Origin of the sequence: Tenacibaculum finnmarkense genomovar ulcerans, assembly GCF_900239495.1 — a bacterium.
Taxonomy (GTDB): domain Bacteria; phylum Bacteroidota; class Bacteroidia; order Flavobacteriales; family Flavobacteriaceae; genus Polaribacter; species Polaribacter ulcerans.
Genome location: NZ_OENE01000004.1, coordinates 301,070 through 320,193, shown reverse-complemented (window position 1 = coordinate 320,193; position 19,124 = coordinate 301,070). Strand labels below are relative to the sequence as shown.

At 31.0% G+C, this 19,124-nt stretch carries 10 protein-coding genes; 6 read left to right on the top strand and 4 right to left on the bottom strand.

The features are described from left to right. Positions 1–5 precede the first annotated feature (5 nt). From DPIF8902391_RS02255 to DPIF8902391_RS02240, 4 genes are all read left to right on the top strand, one after another. Positions 6–1,052, top strand: coding sequence for a hypothetical protein (locus tag DPIF8902391_RS02255; RefSeq protein WP_172504930.1), 1,047 nt, complete (start codon positions 6–8; stop codon positions 1,050–1,052). A gap of 9 nt (positions 1,053–1,061) precedes the next feature. After that, on the top strand, positions 1,062–2,546 hold the full coding sequence (locus DPIF8902391_RS02250; protein WP_172504929.1) for a phospholipase D-like domain-containing protein: 1,485 nt from the start codon (positions 1,062–1,064) through the stop codon (positions 2,544–2,546). Continuing rightward, positions 2,536–4,116, top strand: a complete 1,581-nt coding sequence (locus DPIF8902391_RS02245) for a sigma-54-dependent transcriptional regulator (RefSeq protein ID WP_172504928.1) — start codon at positions 2,536–2,538, stop codon at positions 4,114–4,116. The genes DPIF8902391_RS02250 and DPIF8902391_RS02245 overlap by 11 nt, the downstream gene beginning before the upstream one ends. 364 nt (positions 4,117–4,480) lie before the next feature. Then, the gene (locus tag DPIF8902391_RS02240; RefSeq protein WP_172504927.1) at positions 4,481–6,031 is read left to right on the top strand and encodes a Fic family protein; all 1,551 of its coding nucleotides are present in this window, start codon (positions 4,481–4,483) and stop codon (positions 6,029–6,031) included. A 156-nt stretch (positions 6,032–6,187) separates the two neighbouring features. On the opposite strand, the gene DPIF8902391_RS02235 is transcribed toward DPIF8902391_RS02240, so the two are convergent. Then, complete coding sequence (locus DPIF8902391_RS02235; RefSeq protein ID WP_172504926.1) at positions 6,188–6,520, bottom strand: DUF7663 domain-containing protein; 333 nt, start codon at positions 6,518–6,520, stop codon at positions 6,188–6,190. Positions 6,521–6,555: 35 nt separating this feature from the next. Then, positions 6,556–7,005: a hypothetical protein gene (locus DPIF8902391_RS02230; protein ID WP_172504925.1), complete on the bottom strand. Its 450-nt coding sequence runs from the start codon at positions 7,003–7,005 to the stop codon at positions 6,556–6,558. A 907-nt stretch (positions 7,006–7,912) separates the two neighbouring features. Here DPIF8902391_RS02230 and DPIF8902391_RS02225 point away from each other — a divergent pair. Together DPIF8902391_RS02225 and DPIF8902391_RS02220 are read left to right on the top strand one after the other, a co-directional pair. Next, positions 7,913–14,440, top strand: a complete 6,528-nt coding sequence (locus DPIF8902391_RS02225) for an InlB B-repeat-containing protein (RefSeq protein WP_216833241.1) — start codon at positions 7,913–7,915, stop codon at positions 14,438–14,440. Between the two features lie 94 nt (positions 14,441–14,534). After that, positions 14,535–15,425, top strand: a complete 891-nt coding sequence (locus DPIF8902391_RS02220) for a PorP/SprF family type IX secretion system membrane protein (RefSeq protein ID WP_172504923.1) — start codon at positions 14,535–14,537, stop codon at positions 15,423–15,425. Between the two features lie 199 nt (positions 15,426–15,624). On the opposite strand, the gene DPIF8902391_RS02215 is transcribed toward DPIF8902391_RS02220, so the two are convergent. Beyond that, a complete protein-coding gene (locus tag DPIF8902391_RS02215; RefSeq protein WP_058886247.1) occupies positions 15,625–17,217 on the bottom strand; it encodes a SulP family inorganic anion transporter in 1,593 nt (530 codons plus the stop codon). 40 nt (positions 17,218–17,257) lie between these two features. Beyond that, the gene (locus tag DPIF8902391_RS02210) at positions 17,258–19,123 is read right to left on the bottom strand and encodes a proton-conducting transporter transmembrane domain-containing protein (protein WP_172504922.1); all 1,866 of its coding nucleotides are present in this window, start codon (positions 19,121–19,123) and stop codon (positions 17,258–17,260) included. Between the last annotated feature and the right edge of the window lies 1 nt (position 19,124).

The following is a 19,124-nucleotide window of genomic DNA, read 5'->3' as shown; positions in this document are numbered from 1 at the left end:
AAGACATGAAATTAACAAAAGAAATTACCGTAAACAAATATCGAGTTTTAGCTGACTATAAAGTTAAAATTAAGAAATCTCCATTCATGGCTGTTTTACAATTAGCTTATGAACAAAAACAATATAAAGAATTAAATGCAAAAATACTTCACGAAAATTTATTATACCCTTTATCAATAAATGCTTGTGAAAATTTATTAATACGAATGGCTAGTATGGGGTATTTTAAACTTTATGACGATCAAGAAAATGAACAACATCTCTATTATTTCCTTACTGAATTTGGAATTAATGCTATTGTTACTAAATCATTTTACTCAGAAAAAAATGGTGTTTTAGAAATTTGGACCACTGAAAAAAATGAGTTTACATCTGAAATTGTAAAAATAGAAGAATTACCATATGATGGTGATAATAAAACAGAAACTAAAAGAATAGACTCACATTTAAATTCTTTAATTAAACCTGAAGAAATAATAAAACTCAACACAGGTTCTTACACTATAGATAAAATTGAATCTCAAATTAAATTATTAAAACAAGCTGAAGAAAATATTACAATTGATTTTAATACAAATAACTATACCATTAAATTAGTTGATTTTATTTCATACGAAAAAGAAGATAAACAAAATATAATTGAATCTATTTTAATAAATGAATTTCCGAATAATTATCTTCCTAAAGAAAACATCTTATTAAAAGAATTTAATAATCAAGATATTTCATTAATTAGAAATATTAAAATAGCAGCACCAATTTTCAGAGAAACATATTTTAATTCAATAACAATACCTAATATAAAAGTAAACCCAAAAGATTTAAACGATGCAAAAAAATGGTTTGAAGCATTACTTAAACAAAGAGTTAATCGTTATTTTTTATCTGATGAAGAATTTAATCAATTTGAAAATGATATTGCAAATAAATTTGAATTGTTCGATAAAGAATTAACAAATACAATAAGTAGGGAGTATTTAATTAACTCTTTCGGAAAAGAAGATTTTTATAAAAAAACTAAGTTAGAAACAATAGATTATTTAAATTATTAAAAAAAAGCAATGAAAGAATTAGTACACACAGAAAATTTTGAAAATAAAAAAGCACTAAATAATATTTTTATTCCTACAGATAAACAATGGATAAGTACAGAAAACGATAATTTATCTGTAATAGAATCTGGTAAAAATGGTGTTTTGTTTCAGAAAATAATTACAGATATAGAAAGTGCTGAAGAATTGATTTGTTTGCAGTCTTTTTTAATTCAAGATACTCAAATAATTGATGCTTTATTAAGTGCAAAAAAAGAAAGAGATGTAAGAGTTTTTGTAATGGGATGTGCTGAAGCTAAATTAGAATCAAACCCTTATGATGATGATGATAGTTTTATAACCAAAGGCTACAAAAAAATGTTGGAAGATAAATTTAAAAATAATTTTACTCATAGGCAAGCGGGTAATTTACATGCAAAATTTATTTTAATCGATCCTAAAAAAAACTCTAAAGGATATATTTTTACAGGTAATTTTAATGAAAAGCCATTTTTTGAAAATCCTGAATTAGCCGTTAAACTTTCTAACACTCAAATAACGGAACTATTTAAAATTTTTGTATATCATTTTTGGGAACATACTACTGATGAGCAAACCAATACTAGTCAATTTGATAAAATCAAAAAAATTAATAAATTTGGTCTACCTCATTTATCTGAAATACTTTTAACTTCTCCTAATATCGAAATATCTAACTTAAAAAAAACCTTACTTGAAGCTATTTCAAAAGCAAAAGAAGAAATACAAATTTCTACCTTCGGATTAGATATTAAACATATATTATCAAATAAAATTTTAGATAAACTAAAATCAGGAATAAAAGTTACCATATTTTGTAGACCTAGATTAAAAACTATTAATGATAATATAGATGTACTTGCTAAACATGGTGCTAAAATTGTTTGTCACCCTTTAATTCATGCAAAATCTTTAATTATTGATAATAATGAAGCTTATATTTTTTCAGCAAATTTTGAAGCACATGGAATGGATACAGGATTTGAAATTGGAACAAAATTAAACACAAATCAAAAAAATGATTTATTAAAAATATACACCAATTGGAAAGAAACTTTTCCTTTTGAATACATACACGAAAATAAAATAACTAACACAGATAAATATCAATATTTAAACAAAGATGGGAAACTAACAAGTTTAATACATATTGAAAATCATGAGAATAAAAAAATCTCAAAAAAAATAACAACACTAAAAGATTTAAACTCATTGTTTCTAATAAAAAAACATCAAGAATTTAATTCAAAACAATTAACAATAGAACTGAAAGCTGAAATTAATAGCATAAATAATTACATCAAAATTGAAACTATTAATACAGAAAGTGAAATAATAGAAATTAAAACAGGAAGAAGTAAAAAACAAAAAACAGAAAAAGTATTATTGTTAAACACTTCTAAAATAAATAATATTCCTAATTTTCTATATAAACTAAATGAGCTAGATAAAAATATAAAAGTGTATGCAAAGTAAAAACAAACAAATACTTTTAACATGGGATGCTTTTAATAATGGTTTTATTGTTACAGCAAAGGTTTTAAAATCATTATTATTAGAAAATAAAATAACTATAAATAAAGTCTATTATTTACAGAATCAGGATTTATCAAATGAAAATTTAGCTGAAATAGATATTTTTTTTGAAAGAAAAAAACACAAAGAAGTTTTAGGTAAATTTAATAATATTAGAATTAAAGAAAGATTAAAAGATAATCGGAAAATCAGTGAATCAATAAAACTAGAAACTAAAACGCTTCCTAAATTTGAAAATAAAAGAATATCAATTAATGGAGTAACTAATTATCAATCTATTTATGATGGTCTGATAAAATTCCTAAAAGAAAATTTTTATAGTAAAGATAATATTGATTTGCATATAAACATTTCTCCAGGAACACCTCAAATGCATGTAGTTTGGTTAATGTTAAATTCTGCGGGTTACTTACCTATAAATACAACTTTGTGGTCAAGCCAGTTTGATAAAATTAAAAAGATAACCTACATAGAAGAAATAAAATTTAAACCTAATATTTTTCTAAGTGAATTATTAAAAAAGAAATATATAAGCAATACAATTAAGTTAAACCTAAACGAAACAAGATCTTATAAGAGAAAAGAAGCGGAAAATAAACTCACTTTATTTTCACATATCCCAAATGCATCTATATTGTTATTAGGAGAAAGAGGAACTGGTAAATCTACTTATGTTAGAGAATTAATTTTAAAAAAGTATGACAAAAATTATCCTTTTTCAGAATTAGCCTGTGGTACTTTTACTGAAGAATTAATGAAATCTGAATTGTTTGGATACAAAAAAGGGGCGTTTACTGGAGCGGATAAAGATAAAGATGGAATATTATCAAACTTTAAAAATGGCGGTATCTTATTCTTAGATGAAATACAAGATTTATCAAAACCATTACAACGTCAATTAATTCAAGTATTACAAACAGGAAAATATTTACCATTAGGATCAACTCAACCAGAAAAAACAAATTTCAGATTAATAACAGCAAGTAACATTACTTTTAAAAACTTAACAAAAAACAAGTTAGATTATGATTTTTTTGATAGAATTTCTAGGTTTATAGTAGAAATTCCTTCCTTAAGAGAATGTAAAGAAGACTATGTTCTTAATTGGAAAAATGTATGGGACGATGTCGCAAATTTCGAAGATGCGCCGAGTTTAATTTGGAATGAAAAAATTCATACTTTTTTGAAATCAAAAAAACTATTTGGTAATTTTAGAGATATGCAAAAGTTAGCTTCTTATATCCTTGCTTTTTATTTTGAAAATCATAAAAAGGATATTGCTATTGAGAAAGCTATTACCGAATTTGAAAAATGGAATATTGACAATACAAAAACAACTCAAACATATTTTACAGAAGGAAAAACGTATAATGAAATAATTGCTAAATTTAATAGAGATTTAGCAGAATGGTCTATTGATACTTATGGTAGTAAAAAAGAAGCTGCTATACATTTAAAACGTTCAGAAAGTATGCTTTCTAAAGACATTAAAATGGACCGATTAAAATAATATGACCTAAAATCATATAAAAAAAGCTGTTCAACGTAAAAATTAACTATTTATAAGCATAATTCTACTTAAATATTATTTTAAGAATTGAAATTAAAAATTATTAAAAACTTTAGTAAAAACAGATTAAAATATATAATTATTTTAATAACTTTTAATAATTACCTTTAGTAGTATTGTATTTGGTAGCAGATTGCTTTCTTATATTGAAACTTTAGTATATAAAAAGTGATTTGTACATTTCTTATTTTTTAAACCCCATTTTGCGCATATTTTTTTCAAAACAAACACTTATGCGCGCGTTATTTTTAACTCGCGCATGTTTTTTAATTATATTTGATTATAATTTAAATAAATTTATAGTATGGAAATAATAATACCATTAAATGAAACTTCATTTTTTCAAGGAAGAAATACACCTGAAAGAGGAAAAATAGTGGGTTATGGTGCTATAATAGAAAGTTTAAAATTACCAATACCTTTTCCAAATAGACTATCTCTAATAACTAAAAAAAGCAAAAAATATAATAATGACCATTGGAAAGTATTTCCGACTTCATATCAGCCAGAAGAGACATTGTACAAACAGTTGGTATTTGCTATTAAATATGAAGGGATTAATTTACTATTATTTAAAGCGTTATTTAAAGTAATTACAAAAGACCAAATAAAAGAGATTCTACACATAGAACCATCTGGTCAATATAGTCGAAAGATTTGGTTTATATACGAATGGCTTCAACAAGAACAAATTGATGTAGCAATAGATTTAAAAAAACGTAAATACATTCAACTACTTGACTCTAATATCCAATACACAATAAAAGGAGGAGAATCTGCAAGGCATAAAGTTATTAATAACCTTCCTGGAACGGTGGATTTTTGTCCATTAATTTTTAAAACTGAAAAGCTAGAAAACTATATTAAGGCTAATTTATCTCGAAAAAAAAATACAATTCTAAATAGCATACATAAAGATATATTGCAACGCGCTTCTTCTTTTTTATTATTAAAAGACTCTAAAGCATCTTTTACTATAGAGGGTGAAAATCCTGGCAATAATAGAGCTATGCGCTGGGGTAAAGCAATTGGTCAAGCGGGTGGAAACTCATTAAGTATTGCCGAGCTTGAGCGCTTACAACAAATAATTATAGAAAACAGTAGGTTTATAGAAATGGGCTTAAGGAAAGAAGGTGGTTTTGTGGGAGATCATGATAGAAGCTCAGGAGAACCTATTCCAGATCATATTTCTGCAAAAGAAGAAGATATTCCTAAATTACTGAATGGAGTAATAGATGCAAATATACTATTACAAGATGACAGTTATGATGCTGTTTTAGCCGCTGCAACCATATCATTTGGTTTTGTATTTATACACCCTTTTATAGACGGAAATGGTCGTTTACATCGTTATATAATACATCATATTTTAGCTAAAAAGAAATTTACACAACAAGGAGTTATTTTTCCTGTTTCTGCCTCAATTTTAGAGCATATTAATGATTATAAAACTGTTTTAGAATCTTATTCTCATCCATTATTAGACTACATAACATGGAAAGAAACGGAAAATTATAACATTAAAGTCACAAATAACACCATTGATTTTTATCGTTATTTTGATGCTACAAAGCAAGCTGAATTTTTATATGATTGTGTAGAGGATACACTTGTCAGAATTATACCTGAAGAAGTTCGTTATCTTCAAAAATATGATCAATTTAAAAAATATTTAGACAATCATTTTGAAATGCCTGACAAAACAATTGCAATTCTTATTCGATTTTTAGAACAGAATGAAGGTGTTTTATCAAAACGTGCACTAAAAAAAGAATTTTCAGTATTAGAAAACACCGAAATTATAGCTATACAAACAAATTATAATACTATTTTTTATAAAATGGAACACCTATAAATAAAAAAATATTTTTTTTACTCTACAAAATATTAAAACCCACTAAAAACATTCCACTAACAAACCATACAAAACCCTCTATATTAGAGGTTTTTTTCATTTTCACTTACTCTTACCCCTTCCAATATTGATTCTTTACCTCTAAAAAAACACGTTCTAGCTATCTACTAGCAAATATTTTGTTTTTAAATCGGCTAAAAAAGCGTACACAATCGAAATACTTTTTCTATTTCCTCCAAAACCACAGCCTTCACGAACTTTAATAAAATGACTAATAGGCAATTGTTCCTTTAGTAATATTTCATCTAAAAAATTGATGTTTTCCATAACAACATAAAGAACGGGCTTTTTTATAGTTTGCTTATTTGATATTGGGTACCAGGCGATGTTTGGCTCTTCGGGTAAACGTTCTAATAAAGCATCAAATACTACTTTTGATTTTGGTGTTTTCCCTTCAAATAATGCTGCTAATTTATTTCTCTTTTTCATCTCTTTTTCATCTCTTTTTTTAGCTATTTTTTTAGCTATTTTTTTTTGTTTTTTAATTTAATTATAATCTTCTTCGGTTTTATCCCCAAATCATTGAATAGTTCTTTACAGGAAATTTGCGAATCCATTGGTACTTGTTGCTCTAAATTCAAATTAATTAGATTTTCAAGTGTATAAATATTTTTGAATGACACTATTTTTGGTTTTGGGTTTTCTAAGAATGGATCAATGTAAACTATTGATTTGCCTAATACTTTGTGAATAAACTGAAAACCGAAACAAAAACCAATAAGCACTACGTTTTCTTGACCAACGAGTTCTTTTATAGCATCTAATCTATCTTTCATATCGCCCTTTTCATATTGATCTCGGCAATTTATTATTGCTGTTAATTCTTCTCTATTTTCATCAACTTTTGACGAATCTATAATTTTTAAGTATTGACCATTACAATAATCTCCTTCATTAAATTTGTATCTATTCATATCAAGTATTTTAAAAGGTGTTTTAAGTGTTTTCAGTAAAATAACAACGTAAATTTTTCATCTTACAATACCTACATTCTAAAAATTCTGTTTTCTGGACTAGAAAGAGAAAAAATTTGAAAGTTTTTTTATTTATTTTTAATAATTCACTTAATATAGTATGTTTTTTTATCAATTTTAAGATTAAAACACTCTCCAAAACAACATATAAGCAAATGATAATTAGGCAATTAATCGAGGAAGTGCGCATTTAACAAACCTGTTATATTTCTAGTTTTACCAAGCCAACTATTTTTTAAAATTAAAGTCAAATACGCACGTGTAATACGCACCTGTCATTTTCTGTCTTTTTTTTTTAAAAGAAATAAGCGTTGTTTTAATAAAAAAATTATAAAATTAGCACAAATGCCTAGCCCCGATTGAAGCAATTGTTTGAGCTCCTTTTTTGATTTTTTTTCAAAAAAGAGCGAGTGCGGAAAGCGGGAAATTGCTTCAAAAAAAAAATACTACTACAGTGGTTAATTTATTTAAAATTATAAATAGCTCTCAAATAATCGAATTTACTACTTGACTGATTTCCAGTAGATAAACCAACTGTTTAATTTACGGTTTTCTTAATAAAAAGAATGAAATCAAGTACTTATGATAATAATCACACAACAATCATTTAAAAAAACAACAATTTAACAAAACCAAGTTGTAATTTCGCGCGAAATTAAATTTTCACAAAATGAACCTTTTTCACTCAAAAAAGACCCCTCTGTTAATTGCTTTTTTGCTGTCTATCTTCTATAGTTTTTCTCAAATTCCGAGTTACTATAAGACAGCGAATCTTATTGAATCTGAAACTACAGCTTATTACCCACCTAAAGTTTCACGAGCATTAAGAAGAACTCCTATAACAATCATGATCAACGAAATTGATGTAGATCAAAAAGGTCGTGATACCAATGAATTTATCGAATTGTATGATGGAGGCACAGGAAATACCTCTTTAGACGGCTATAGTATTGTGCTATTTAACGGTGGTAATGATAAAAGTTACAAAACCATCGACTTAACAGGGCATAAAACAACTGCCGATGGGTATTTTGTAATCGGTAGCAGTACCGTTGCAAATGTTAATTTCACGCCTAGTAAATTTAGCCTCCAAAATGGTGCTGATGCCATTGCTTTATACCATGCTGATGCTAGTAAATTTCGTAATGGTTCATCTATAACGACGACCAATTTAATTGATGCAGTTGTATATGATACCGATGATAAAGACGACACTGGCTTATTAGCATTGCTAAACCTCAACCAACCTCAAGTTAATGAACACGGGAAAAAAGATAAAGAAAATCATTCTTCGCAACGTGTTATTAATGGTAGCGGTGGATTAAGAAATACCGATACTTACACACAGGCAACTCCTACGCCTGGTACCAAAAATACTGACGGTAGCACTCCTCCCCCTACAAATACCGATACAGAAGCACCTACTGCTCCTAGCAATTTAACGGCTTCAAATATTACAGAAACCCAAGTAACTTTAACATGGGAAATAGCTACTGATAATATTGGGGTATCGCAGTACCAGATATTTAATGGAACTGTAAATTTAGGATCAAGCACCAACACTACTTTTAATCTAACAGGATTAACCGCCAACACAGCCTATTCTTTTACAGTAAAAGCGATGGATGCTGCCACTAACAGTTCGCTTGCTAGTAATACTGTATCTGCTACAACTTTAGAGAGTACGACTAATAATACGCCTATAACAATCATGATTAATGAGATTGATGTAGATCAAAAAGGGACTGATACCAATGAATTTATTGAATTATATGATGGTGGCGCAGGAAACACTTCTTTAGACAATCATACTATTGTGCTGTTTAACGGTGGTAAGGATACAAGTTACAAAACTATTGACTTAACAGGTTACAAAACAACTGCCGATGGTTATTTCGTAATTGGTAATAGTACGGTAGCGAATGTTAATTTAGTAGAATTTGCTAAAAATGGAATTCAAAATGGTGCCGATGCCATTGCTTTATACCATGCTGATGCTAGCGAATTTCATAACGGTACCCCTATAACAACTACCGATTTAATTGATGCCATTGTATATGACACTAATGATAATGACGATGCAGGCTTACTAACACTACTAAACGCCAAGCAACCTCAAGTTAACGAAAATGCAAAAGATGATAAAGACAGGCATTCTTTACAACGTATTGTTAACGGTAGCGGAGGTTTAAGAAATACCGATACTTACACACAGGCAAGACCTACGCCGGGGAAAGAAAATACTACTGTTTTTCCGATACCATCTTTAACAACCATTACAATAGCAGCAGCAAGAGCCAAAAATGATGGAGATGAAATACAGGTAAAAGGAATATTAACAGTTACCGATCAATTTGCGGGAGCGGCTTATATTCAAGATGCAACTGGTGGAATCGCAATTTTTGATAAAGATGTACACGGAAAAGGAAAGTTTAAAATAGGCGATGAAATTACCGTTCAAGCTTTTAAAGCTACTGATAAAAGCCAGACTCAACTAATAAACATTGTTGGTATTTCAAATCATGGAGCGGCAACAAATCCTATAATTCCGAAGGAAATCACCTTAAATGAATTAGCTGCTCACCCTGCGGAATTGGTAAAAATTTCAAACCCTATATTTCCTAGCCCAGGAAATATGTTTTTTGGGAATTCGAATTATAAAATATTTGACAATAATAACAATACCGCCAACTTAAGAATAGATATTGATGTAAACGGAATTACAGGTTTAGCACAGCCTCAAAGCTGTAGCGAAATTACAGGTGTTGTAGGAAGATATTATAATTTTCAGTTAATCCCTCGATTGACTAGCGATATAAACTGTGCCAAAAAATACCAGCATCCACCCTTAGATCATGATAAAATTTCCAAAGATAAAACCTTAGATATTGTTACTTGGAATATTGAATGGTTTGGAGATGAAAAGAAATCACCCGCTGCTGGCAACCCAAATTCTGATGAAATTCAGAAGGAAAAAGTAAAACAAGTATTGCTTAATTTAGATGCTGATATTATTGCTGTTCAAGAAATTATCGATATTGATTTATTTAAAGAACTTATTGCTGAATTACCTGCCTACGATTTTATTTTATCCGACGCTGTTTCGTATCCTAATAGCACTTCTGGAACGCCTCAAAAATTAGGTTTTATCTATAAAAAATCAGTAGTAAACCTTAAAAGCAGTACGCCTTTATTAAAAACAATTCATCCTTATTATAACGGAAACGATGAAAGTGCGCTTCAAGATTTCCCTGATCCGAAGAAATCTAGATTTTTTGCAAGTGGTCGATTGCCTTTTTTAATGACCGCCGATGTTACTATTGATAACCAAACAAAAGAAGTTAATTTTATCGTTTTACATGCCAGAGCAAATACCAGTATTGCCAAAGCGCAAAGTAAGTATGATATGCGTAAATACGATGCTGAAACACTCAAAAAAGAGCTTGACACTAATTTTTCAACAAAAAATATCGTTTTATTAGGTGATTATAATGATGATGTAGATCAAACAGTGGTAGCCAACGATGTAATTGGTGATGCAACCACCTACGATGCTTTTGTACAAGATGCAAGCAATTATACGATTGTTACAAGCGCTTTAAGCAAGGCAAATTTCCGCTCTTATGCCTCTATGGGAAACATGATTGATCATATTACCATTTCTAACGAACTTACCAATAATTACCTATTAGGTTCTGAAAAAGTACACTATGAATTTTACAATAATCTGTACGAAAAAACAACTTCTGATCACTTCCCTGTTTCTGTTCGTTTACAACTTACTGATGTTGTTGAAGCTCCTGAAGTAATTATTAAAATAGCCGATGCAAGAACCAAAGTTAGTGGCGAAATAGTTAGTATCACAGGAATTTTAACAGTTACGGATCAGTTTGCAGGATCGGCTTATATTCAAGATGAAACTGGTGGAATTGCTATTTTTGATGATAAAATTCACGGAGAAGGAACATTTAAAATAGGCGATCAAATTACTGTAAAAGCAACAAAAAGCACGCATAATGGGCAAATTCAGTTAATCAATGTAATTTCTGCTGTAAGCAACCGAGCAACAGTAAACCCTATAATCCCGAAGGTAATTACACTTGCTGAATTAGCAAATCATCCTGGTGAATTGGTTCAAGTTTTGAATCCTAGTTTTCCACTTCCAGGGAGTATGATTTTTGGAAATTCAAATATTGAAATTACCGATGCCAACAATAATAAAGCTCAAATAAGAATTGATGCTGATGCAAAAGAACTTACCGGTTTAGCACAGCCAGAAAATTGCGACCAAATTACAGGTGTGGTAGGCAGATATAATGCTACGCTACAAGTATTACCAAGATTAAAAAGTGATGTAAGCTGTGCCAAGCAATATGAGCACCCAAGTTCTGTAAATGACGCTATTGCCAAAGATAAAACCCTAGATATTGTTACTTGGAATATTGAGTGGTTTGGAGATCAGACCAACTCGCCCGCAGCTGGCAACCCAAATTCAGATGAAATTCAGAAAGAAAAAGTAAAGGAAGTATTGCTTGGTTTAGATGCCGATGTAATTGCTGTTCAAGAAATTGCTGATATTATTTTATTCAAAAAACTTGTAGACGAATTACCTGCCTACGATTTTATTTTATCGAATGCTGTTTCGTATCCTAATAATACTACAGGAGTAACTCAAAAATTAGGTTTTATCTATAAAAAATCAGTAGTAAATTTTAAAAGCAGTACGCCTTTATTAAAAGCAATTCATCCGTATTATAACGGAAACGATGAAAGTGCTATTCAAGATTTCCCGCATCCTAGTAAAGCTAGTTTTTTTGCTAGTGGACGATTGCCTTTTTTAATGACTGCCGATGTTACTTTAAACAACACCACAGAAGAGTTTAGTTTTATCGTTTTACATGCCAGAGCAAACAATAATAGTGATGCTCAAAACAGGTATGATATGCGTAAGTATGATATCGAAGTGCTAAAAAAAGAGCTTGACACTAATTTTTCAACAAAAAATGTCGTTTTATTAGGTGATTATAATGATGATGTCGATCAAACGGTTGTAAGGGTAAACACTAGCACATCTACCTATGATGCCTTTATACAAGACCCCACTAATTATACCATTACAACAACAGCTTTAAGTAAGGCTGGTTTCCGTTCATATCCGTCTTTCCCTAACCTGATTGACCATATTACCATTTCTAATGAGCTTAACGACAATTATTTGTCAGGTTCTGAAAAAGTGCATTATGAACTTTATAACAACCAATACACCAAAACAGCTTCCGATCATTTACCTGTTTCTGTACGTTTAAAATTTATAGGAAATTACACTGTAAAATACACCGCAGGAAATAACGGATCTATCACAGGAGATTTAACTCAAACTATTGAAGAAGGAAAAACAACATCCGAAGTAAAAGCTACTGCCGATGCAGGGTATGAATTTGTAAAATGGAGCGATAATAATACTTCTGATACGAGAACCGATATCGCGGATGCTGATAAAGAATTTAAAGCGGAATTTGTGAAAACTGTAGTTGTCCTTAAAAATTATACTGTAAAATACACCGCAGGAAATAACGGAAGCATTACAGGAGATTTAACTCAAACTATTGAAGAAGGAAAAGCAACATCCGAGGTAAAAGCGATTGCTGATGCAGGGTATGAATTTGTAAAATGGAGCGACGGTAATACTTCTGAAACGAGAACCGATATCGCCGATGCTGATAAAGAATTTAAAGCGGAATTTGTAGCGATTGTAAAAGTTGTGAAAAATTACACTGTAAAATACACCGCAGGAAATAACGGAACAATTACAGGAAATTTAGCTCAAACTATTGAAGAAGGAAAAGCAACATCACAAGTAAAAGCTACTGCTGATGCAGGGTATGAATTTGTAAAATGGAGCGACGGTAATACTTCTGAAACGAGAACCGATATCGCCGATGCTGATAAAGAATTTACAGCGGAATTTGTGAAAGTAATTGAGAAGTTCACTGTAAAATACACCGCAGGAAACAACGGAAGCATTACAGGAGATTTAACTCAAACTATTGAAGAAGGAAAAGCAACATCCGAGGTAAAAGCTATTGCTGATGCAGGGTATGAATTTGTAAAATGGAGCGATAATAATACTTCTGAAACGAGAACCGATATCGCGGATGCTGATAAAGAATTTACAGCCGAATTTGTGAAAACTGTAGTTGTCGTTAAAAATTACACGGTAAAATACACCGCAGGAAATAACGGAACGATTACAGGAAATTTAGCTCAAACTATTGAAGAAGGAAAAGTAACATCCGAGGTAAAAGCGATTGCTGATGTAGGGTATGAATTTGTAAAATGGAGCGACGGTAATACTTCTGAAACGAGAACTGATATCGCCGATGCTGATAAAGAATTTACTGCGGAATTTGTAAAAACTGTAGTTGTCGTTAAAAATTACACGGTAAAATACACCGCAGGAAATAACGGAACGATTACAGGAAATTTAGCTCAAACTATTGAAGAAGGAAAAGTAACATCCGAGGTAAAAGCGATTGCTGATGTAGGGTATGAATTTGTAAAATGGAGCGACGGTAATACTTCTGAAACGAGAACTGATATCGCCGATGCTGATAAAGAATTTAAAGCGGAATTTGTGAAAGGAATTGAGAAGTTCACTGTAAAATACACCGCAGGAAATAACGGAACAATCACAGGAAATTTAACTCAAACTATTGAAGAAGGAAAAACAACATCCGAGGTAAAAGCTACTGCCGATGCAGGGTATGAATTTGTAAAATGGAGCGACGGTAATACTTCTGAAACGAGAACTGATATCGCGGATGCTGATAAAGAATTTACAGCGGAATTTGTGAAAACTCTAGTTGTCGTTAAAAATCACACTGTAAAATACATCGCAGGAAATAACGGAAGCATTACAGGAGATTTAACTCAAACTATTGAAGAAGGAAAAGCAACATCCGAAGTAAAAGCTACTGCCGATGCAGGGTATGAATTTGTAAAATGGAGCGATAATAATACTTCTGAAACGAGAACCGATATCGCCGATGCTGATAAAGAATTTAAAGCGGAATTTGTACAGGTTGTAAAAGTCGTTAAAAATGGAATTACAGCTTCAAAAGGTTTTTCACCAAACGGAGATGCCAATAACGACACTTGGGTAATTCAAAATATAGACCGCTACCCTAATAATACCGTAAAAGTATTTAACCGATGGGGGAAAAAAGTGTACTATAAAAAAGGCTACCAAAACACTTGGGATGCCACGGCAACCGATACTGGCACAAAGCTTCCTGTTGGTTCATATATCTATATGATCAACCTAAATGAAGCAGGCACAAAACCAGTTCAAGGCATGATTTACATAAATTACTAAAAACACTTCAAAATTTTAATCGCTATAGAAACCTTTTATAGCGATTGAAATACAGTTGTTTCAAAATAAGAAAAACAATATTTAAAAATATAAAATGAAAATAAATACTCTAAAATATATAAGCCTGCTATTCTTGGCAATGCTAAGCAGCAAGGCAATCGCGCAGCAAGACCCCTCGTTTAGCTTGTATCAATTTAATATGAATATTATAAATCCTGCTTATGCCGGTAGTAGCGAAACTACAGAGGCTACAGCAATGATTCGCAGCCAATGGACGGGCATAGAAAATGCGCCATCAACACAAACTTTATCGTTTTCATCGCCTACTGTTTTAGGTAAAAATATGGGACTGGGTTTTTCAATTGTAAACGATAAATTTAACATCGCAAAAGAAACCGCTGTTTCGCTAGATTTTTCTTACAAATTACCATTATCAGAAAATCAAAGTTTATTTTTAGGCTTAAAAGCTGGGGGTTCATTTTTTAATGTAGAACTGGCTTCCTTACAAATAAATGATCCATTATTTTCTAAGAATATCAGTAGTTTTAATCCTAATTTTGGGGTGGGTGCTTATTTAAAAGGAAAAAATTACTATGCTAGTTTGTCTGTTCCTGCCTTATTAAAGAGTAGCCGATACCAAAAAGATGGCAACACAATTACAGAAGCCTCAGATAAGCCCCATATTTATTTATCATCTGGTTATATATTTGATTTAGATGGTGTTTACAACGCTAAATTAACGCCTTCATTTATGATGCGTTATGTGTCGGGAGTGCCGGTATCGTTTGATATTACAGTAATTACAAATGTGTTAGAAAAATATGAAATTGGTGTATCACATCGTTTCCAAGAATCTGTTAGTTTCTTCGGATTGTTTAAGTTTTTAGACCACTATAAAATAGGATATGCCTACGAATATACGACTACTGATATTTCAATATACAGCAGTGGTTCACATGAATTTGTGTTTAAATACCATTTTTAACATCGAATAATTTACACTATGAGAAACGCGATAAATCGCGTATGTACAGTTATGAAAAATTGGCGAATAAAATATTCCGATTTATCGCATTTCAACAATCAAGATTATAATAATTAAACCACGATGTGAAACATCATAAACAGCAAAACAGACGCGAGAAAAATCGCGTCTATTTTGCTATAAAAAATCATCAAAAAAACTATAAAACCCTTCCCGCTAATCGATGTGCTGACATTGGCTTATGATTTTCTAATCCTTTTATGTAAACCTTTCCGCCGCTAAACTGATAATCATGCTTAAAATGTTCTAAATTTTCCATTACAGAATGATCTACAAGTTTTGTTTTTTCTAAATCTATAGTAATATTTAAACCTTCGGGGATAGCCTCTAAAACTCTTTTAATCCCTAAATAATTCGTAAAAATTGCCGATTTATCAATTTCAACCAAATAATCATCGCCTATATTAGACACCACAGTAGGTGCTTTAAAAAATGAGCCTATCGGTACGCCATTAATTAAATGGATTATCATTTTTAAAACCATACCCGCTACAATTCCTATTAATAAATCTTCAGCAAGCGTAACAACTATTGTTACTATAAATATTAATAATTGCTCCTTCCCTATTTTTAAAACATGTTTAAATTCTCGTGGATGTGTTAATTTTATACCAACCGCCACTAACATTGCTGCTAATGCTGAATTAGGAATCATTTCTAATACTGGGGCTGCTACTAATAAAAATATCAGAATAAAAAAACCGTGAAAAAAATTTGCCCAGCGTGTTTGTGCGCCGTTGGCTACGTTTGCTGAACTACGTGCTACTTCCGATATCATGGGTACTCCGCCTAAAAATGCCGCAATCGTATTCCCGATACCCACGGCAATTAAATCTTTATTCATATCCGATTTTCGCTGGTGAGGGTCTAGCATATCTATTGCTTTTACGGTCAGTAACGACTCTAAACTTCCTACCAAAGCAAACATAATTACATATTTTATAAATATTCCTGTTTGAAAAACGCCCGCAAAACTTGCGTTAATATTCAAATTATCTAATAAACTTCCTACCTCTAACAAGGCGTATGATGGCTCTGTATTGGCAAAATCCATAAAAAATTCAGCAGGAATAGCAAAAATTAATACAACCAATGCCGCTGGAATCATTTTAATTGTTTTGTTTTTTATACCTGGCCACAGTAACATTATTAACAAACTTACCACGCCAATTAAGGCAGCTTTAGGATCTAGGTTTTTTATAAAATAAGGGATGTTCCAGAGTAATTTTAAAGGACTCATTCCTTTTGAAATATCTGGTGCATCATTTAATAATACAGGAATTTGTTTTGCAATGATAATAATACCAATAGCGGCAAGCATTCCGTGAATTGCCGACAACGGAAAGAAATCAGCAAGTTTACCTAGCTTTAAAACACCAAAAATAATTTGAACTAAACCTGCAACAACCATTGCTCCAAGGGCTAGTTTCCAACCTAAAACAGCATCGCCATGACCAAAATCAGACACCGAGCCTGCAATAATCACAATAAGCCCAGCCGCAGGACCTTTAATCGACAAGCGAGAACCCATAATAAAACTAACCAATAAACCGCCAATAATAGCAGAAATTAATCCCATAATTGGCGGGAAATCTGCCGCTTTTGCAATTCCTAAACTTAACGGCAATGCCAATAGAAATACAATAAAACCCGAAATAGCATCGGCTTTAAAATTTTCTTTAAAACCCGCCCAACCATCCGCAGGAATTTGTTTTAATTTTTGAGTCTTCATTATATATGTTTTTAATTTAAAATTTATTTTAATTGTTTCTTTAAGCCGATCTTCTAGCTTCAGCATTAGACCATTTGTGGTTAGGTCCTAAAAATATTCTGGCGTAAATTCTCATTATCGAAATACCTGATACTACATAATTGACGGCAAGCATCCCCATAAAAAAAGGTTGATTTATACGCACATGAGAAAACAGTAAATCTTCGCCTAAAAATGTTGTGGTAATAGGAAAACCTCCTAAGGCAATTGCGCTTATTAAAAAAATAATTGCTTTGTATTTATGCTCAATAGCATGCCCGTAGTAATCGTCTAAACTGTATTTTTCTTGCTTTGCTAATTTGTACAAAACAACAAGCCCTACCACTCCCGATACAACCACACCTGAGAGGTAAAAAACAATTTCGATATACTCAAAATGTTCATTGAACGATATTGCTAAGGCAATTAAAAAATGGTTAAGAATTAATAAAATCCAAGCGCCATACGGATGCTTTCGAATGGTGAATGCTCGCAACACAAAAATTAGGGCAATTAAACCAAATACATCGGGTAAATACTGTTTAAAAATGAAGTGATCATACTCATAAAAAGATAAAATATATCCTGCTACGCCTCCAATTAAAGCAAATAGTATAAGCGCCGTTTTGGTATTTAAATTAGAAAATTTATCGCCTAATTTTTTAAAAGGAAACCACAAATAGTTATAAATATAGGTATCCATATGAAATTCTTTAAGCCCGAAAACATACAAGGTGTTGTATAATTTTTTTTGCCAAGCACCCATCGGTTTAAAACCCTTTTGTTTATAATTAAAAAACTGATCTCTTAATTTATATGTTACAATAGAAGGGCTAATTAATAATTGGTACGAACGTAAAAAAGCATTTCCTGTTAAATGTAACAAGGCTAAGGTTTCAAAGCCCAATGCCACTTCCACCATCATAATTCCTATTTGAGCAAGAGACGAATAGGCAATTTGACCTTTAATTGAAAATTGAACCCTTGCAATTGTTGTAGAAACAAGCGTTGTAACCAAGCCTAAGAGTATTACATTAACCTGAATAAAGGGTATGTGGTGCCAAAAAGGATAGGTTCTTAACATCAGATAAACACCAATATGAACAGCAATCGAGCCATAAAAAATAGAGCTAGAAGGTGTTGGTCCTTCCATAGCTCTTGGCAACCAAGATGAAAAAGGAAATTGCGCCGATTTAATTGAAGCAGCCAACATAATCGCAAAAGAAACCATAATAGCAACACCCATATTTCCAGCAATATGATTTTGCACAAATTCAGGATTTAACAACTGTATAAAAGTTACATTTTCATGAAATAAATGATGCATAAACCACATGGCTAATAAAATACCGATGTCTGCCAATCGATACATTGAAAATACTTTAAAGGCATTTCTAACAGGCAAATACCTATCTCGATAATACGCAATTAATAAAAATGATGACAATCCTAAAATTTCCCAACCGATAAACATGGTTTCAAAATTTCCTGAGAAAATAATTACCTGAACACCAAAAAAATACAAAATCATAGTGGTAAAATACCGCTTAAAACCATTGTCTTTATGCATATATCCTCGGCTGAACATCGCAATCATAAAGGTTAGCGTACTAGACATCATTAAATAAGTTGCGGTAACTTTATCGAATAATAAATCAATAAAAAAGCTATAATCACCTGTGCTATAAAGTGTTATTTCTTTAATATTTAACGTATTTTGATTAAAAAGTAGCCAATAAAAAATAAAGCCAATTCCAAAAAATACTTGAAGCCCTGCGGGAATAGCCATTGATAAAAAAATGCCTTTTTCATTTTTACTAGGGATGATAAGACTCACTACAAATCCTAAGAAAGGAATTAATAGAAATAAAGGTAATAATTGTTCCATT

Excerpts from the sequence above, each read along its gene's own strand:
- DPIF8902391_RS02250 (WP_172504929.1), top strand. The coding sequence starts at position 1,062 with ATGAAAGAATTAGTACACACAGAAAATTTTGAAAATAAAAAAGCACTA.
- DPIF8902391_RS02225 (WP_216833241.1), top strand. The coding sequence starts at position 7,913 with ATGATCAACGAAATTGATGTAGATCAAAAAGGTCGTGATACCAATGAA.
- DPIF8902391_RS02235 (WP_172504926.1), bottom strand. The coding sequence starts at position 6,520 with ATGAAAAAGAGAAATAAATTAGCAGCATTATTTGAAGGGAAAACACCA.
- DPIF8902391_RS02255 (WP_172504930.1), top strand. The coding sequence starts at position 6 with ATGAAATTAACAAAAGAAATTACCGTAAACAAATATCGAGTTTTAGCT.
- DPIF8902391_RS02215 (WP_058886247.1), bottom strand. The coding sequence starts at position 17,217 with ATGAAGACTCAAAAATTAAAACAAATTCCTGCGGATGGTTGGGCGGGT.
- DPIF8902391_RS02240 (WP_172504927.1), top strand. The coding sequence starts at position 4,481 with ATGGAAATAATAATACCATTAAATGAAACTTCATTTTTTCAAGGAAGA.
- DPIF8902391_RS02210 (WP_172504922.1), bottom strand. The coding sequence starts at position 19,123 with ATGGAACAATTATTACCTTTATTTCTATTAATTCCTTTCTTAGGATTT.
- DPIF8902391_RS02230 (WP_172504925.1), bottom strand. The coding sequence starts at position 7,005 with ATGAATAGATACAAATTTAATGAAGGAGATTATTGTAATGGTCAATAC.
- DPIF8902391_RS02245 (WP_172504928.1), top strand. The coding sequence starts at position 2,536 with ATGCAAAGTAAAAACAAACAAATACTTTTAACATGGGATGCTTTTAAT.
- DPIF8902391_RS02220 (WP_172504923.1), top strand. The coding sequence starts at position 14,535 with ATGAAAATAAATACTCTAAAATATATAAGCCTGCTATTCTTGGCAATG.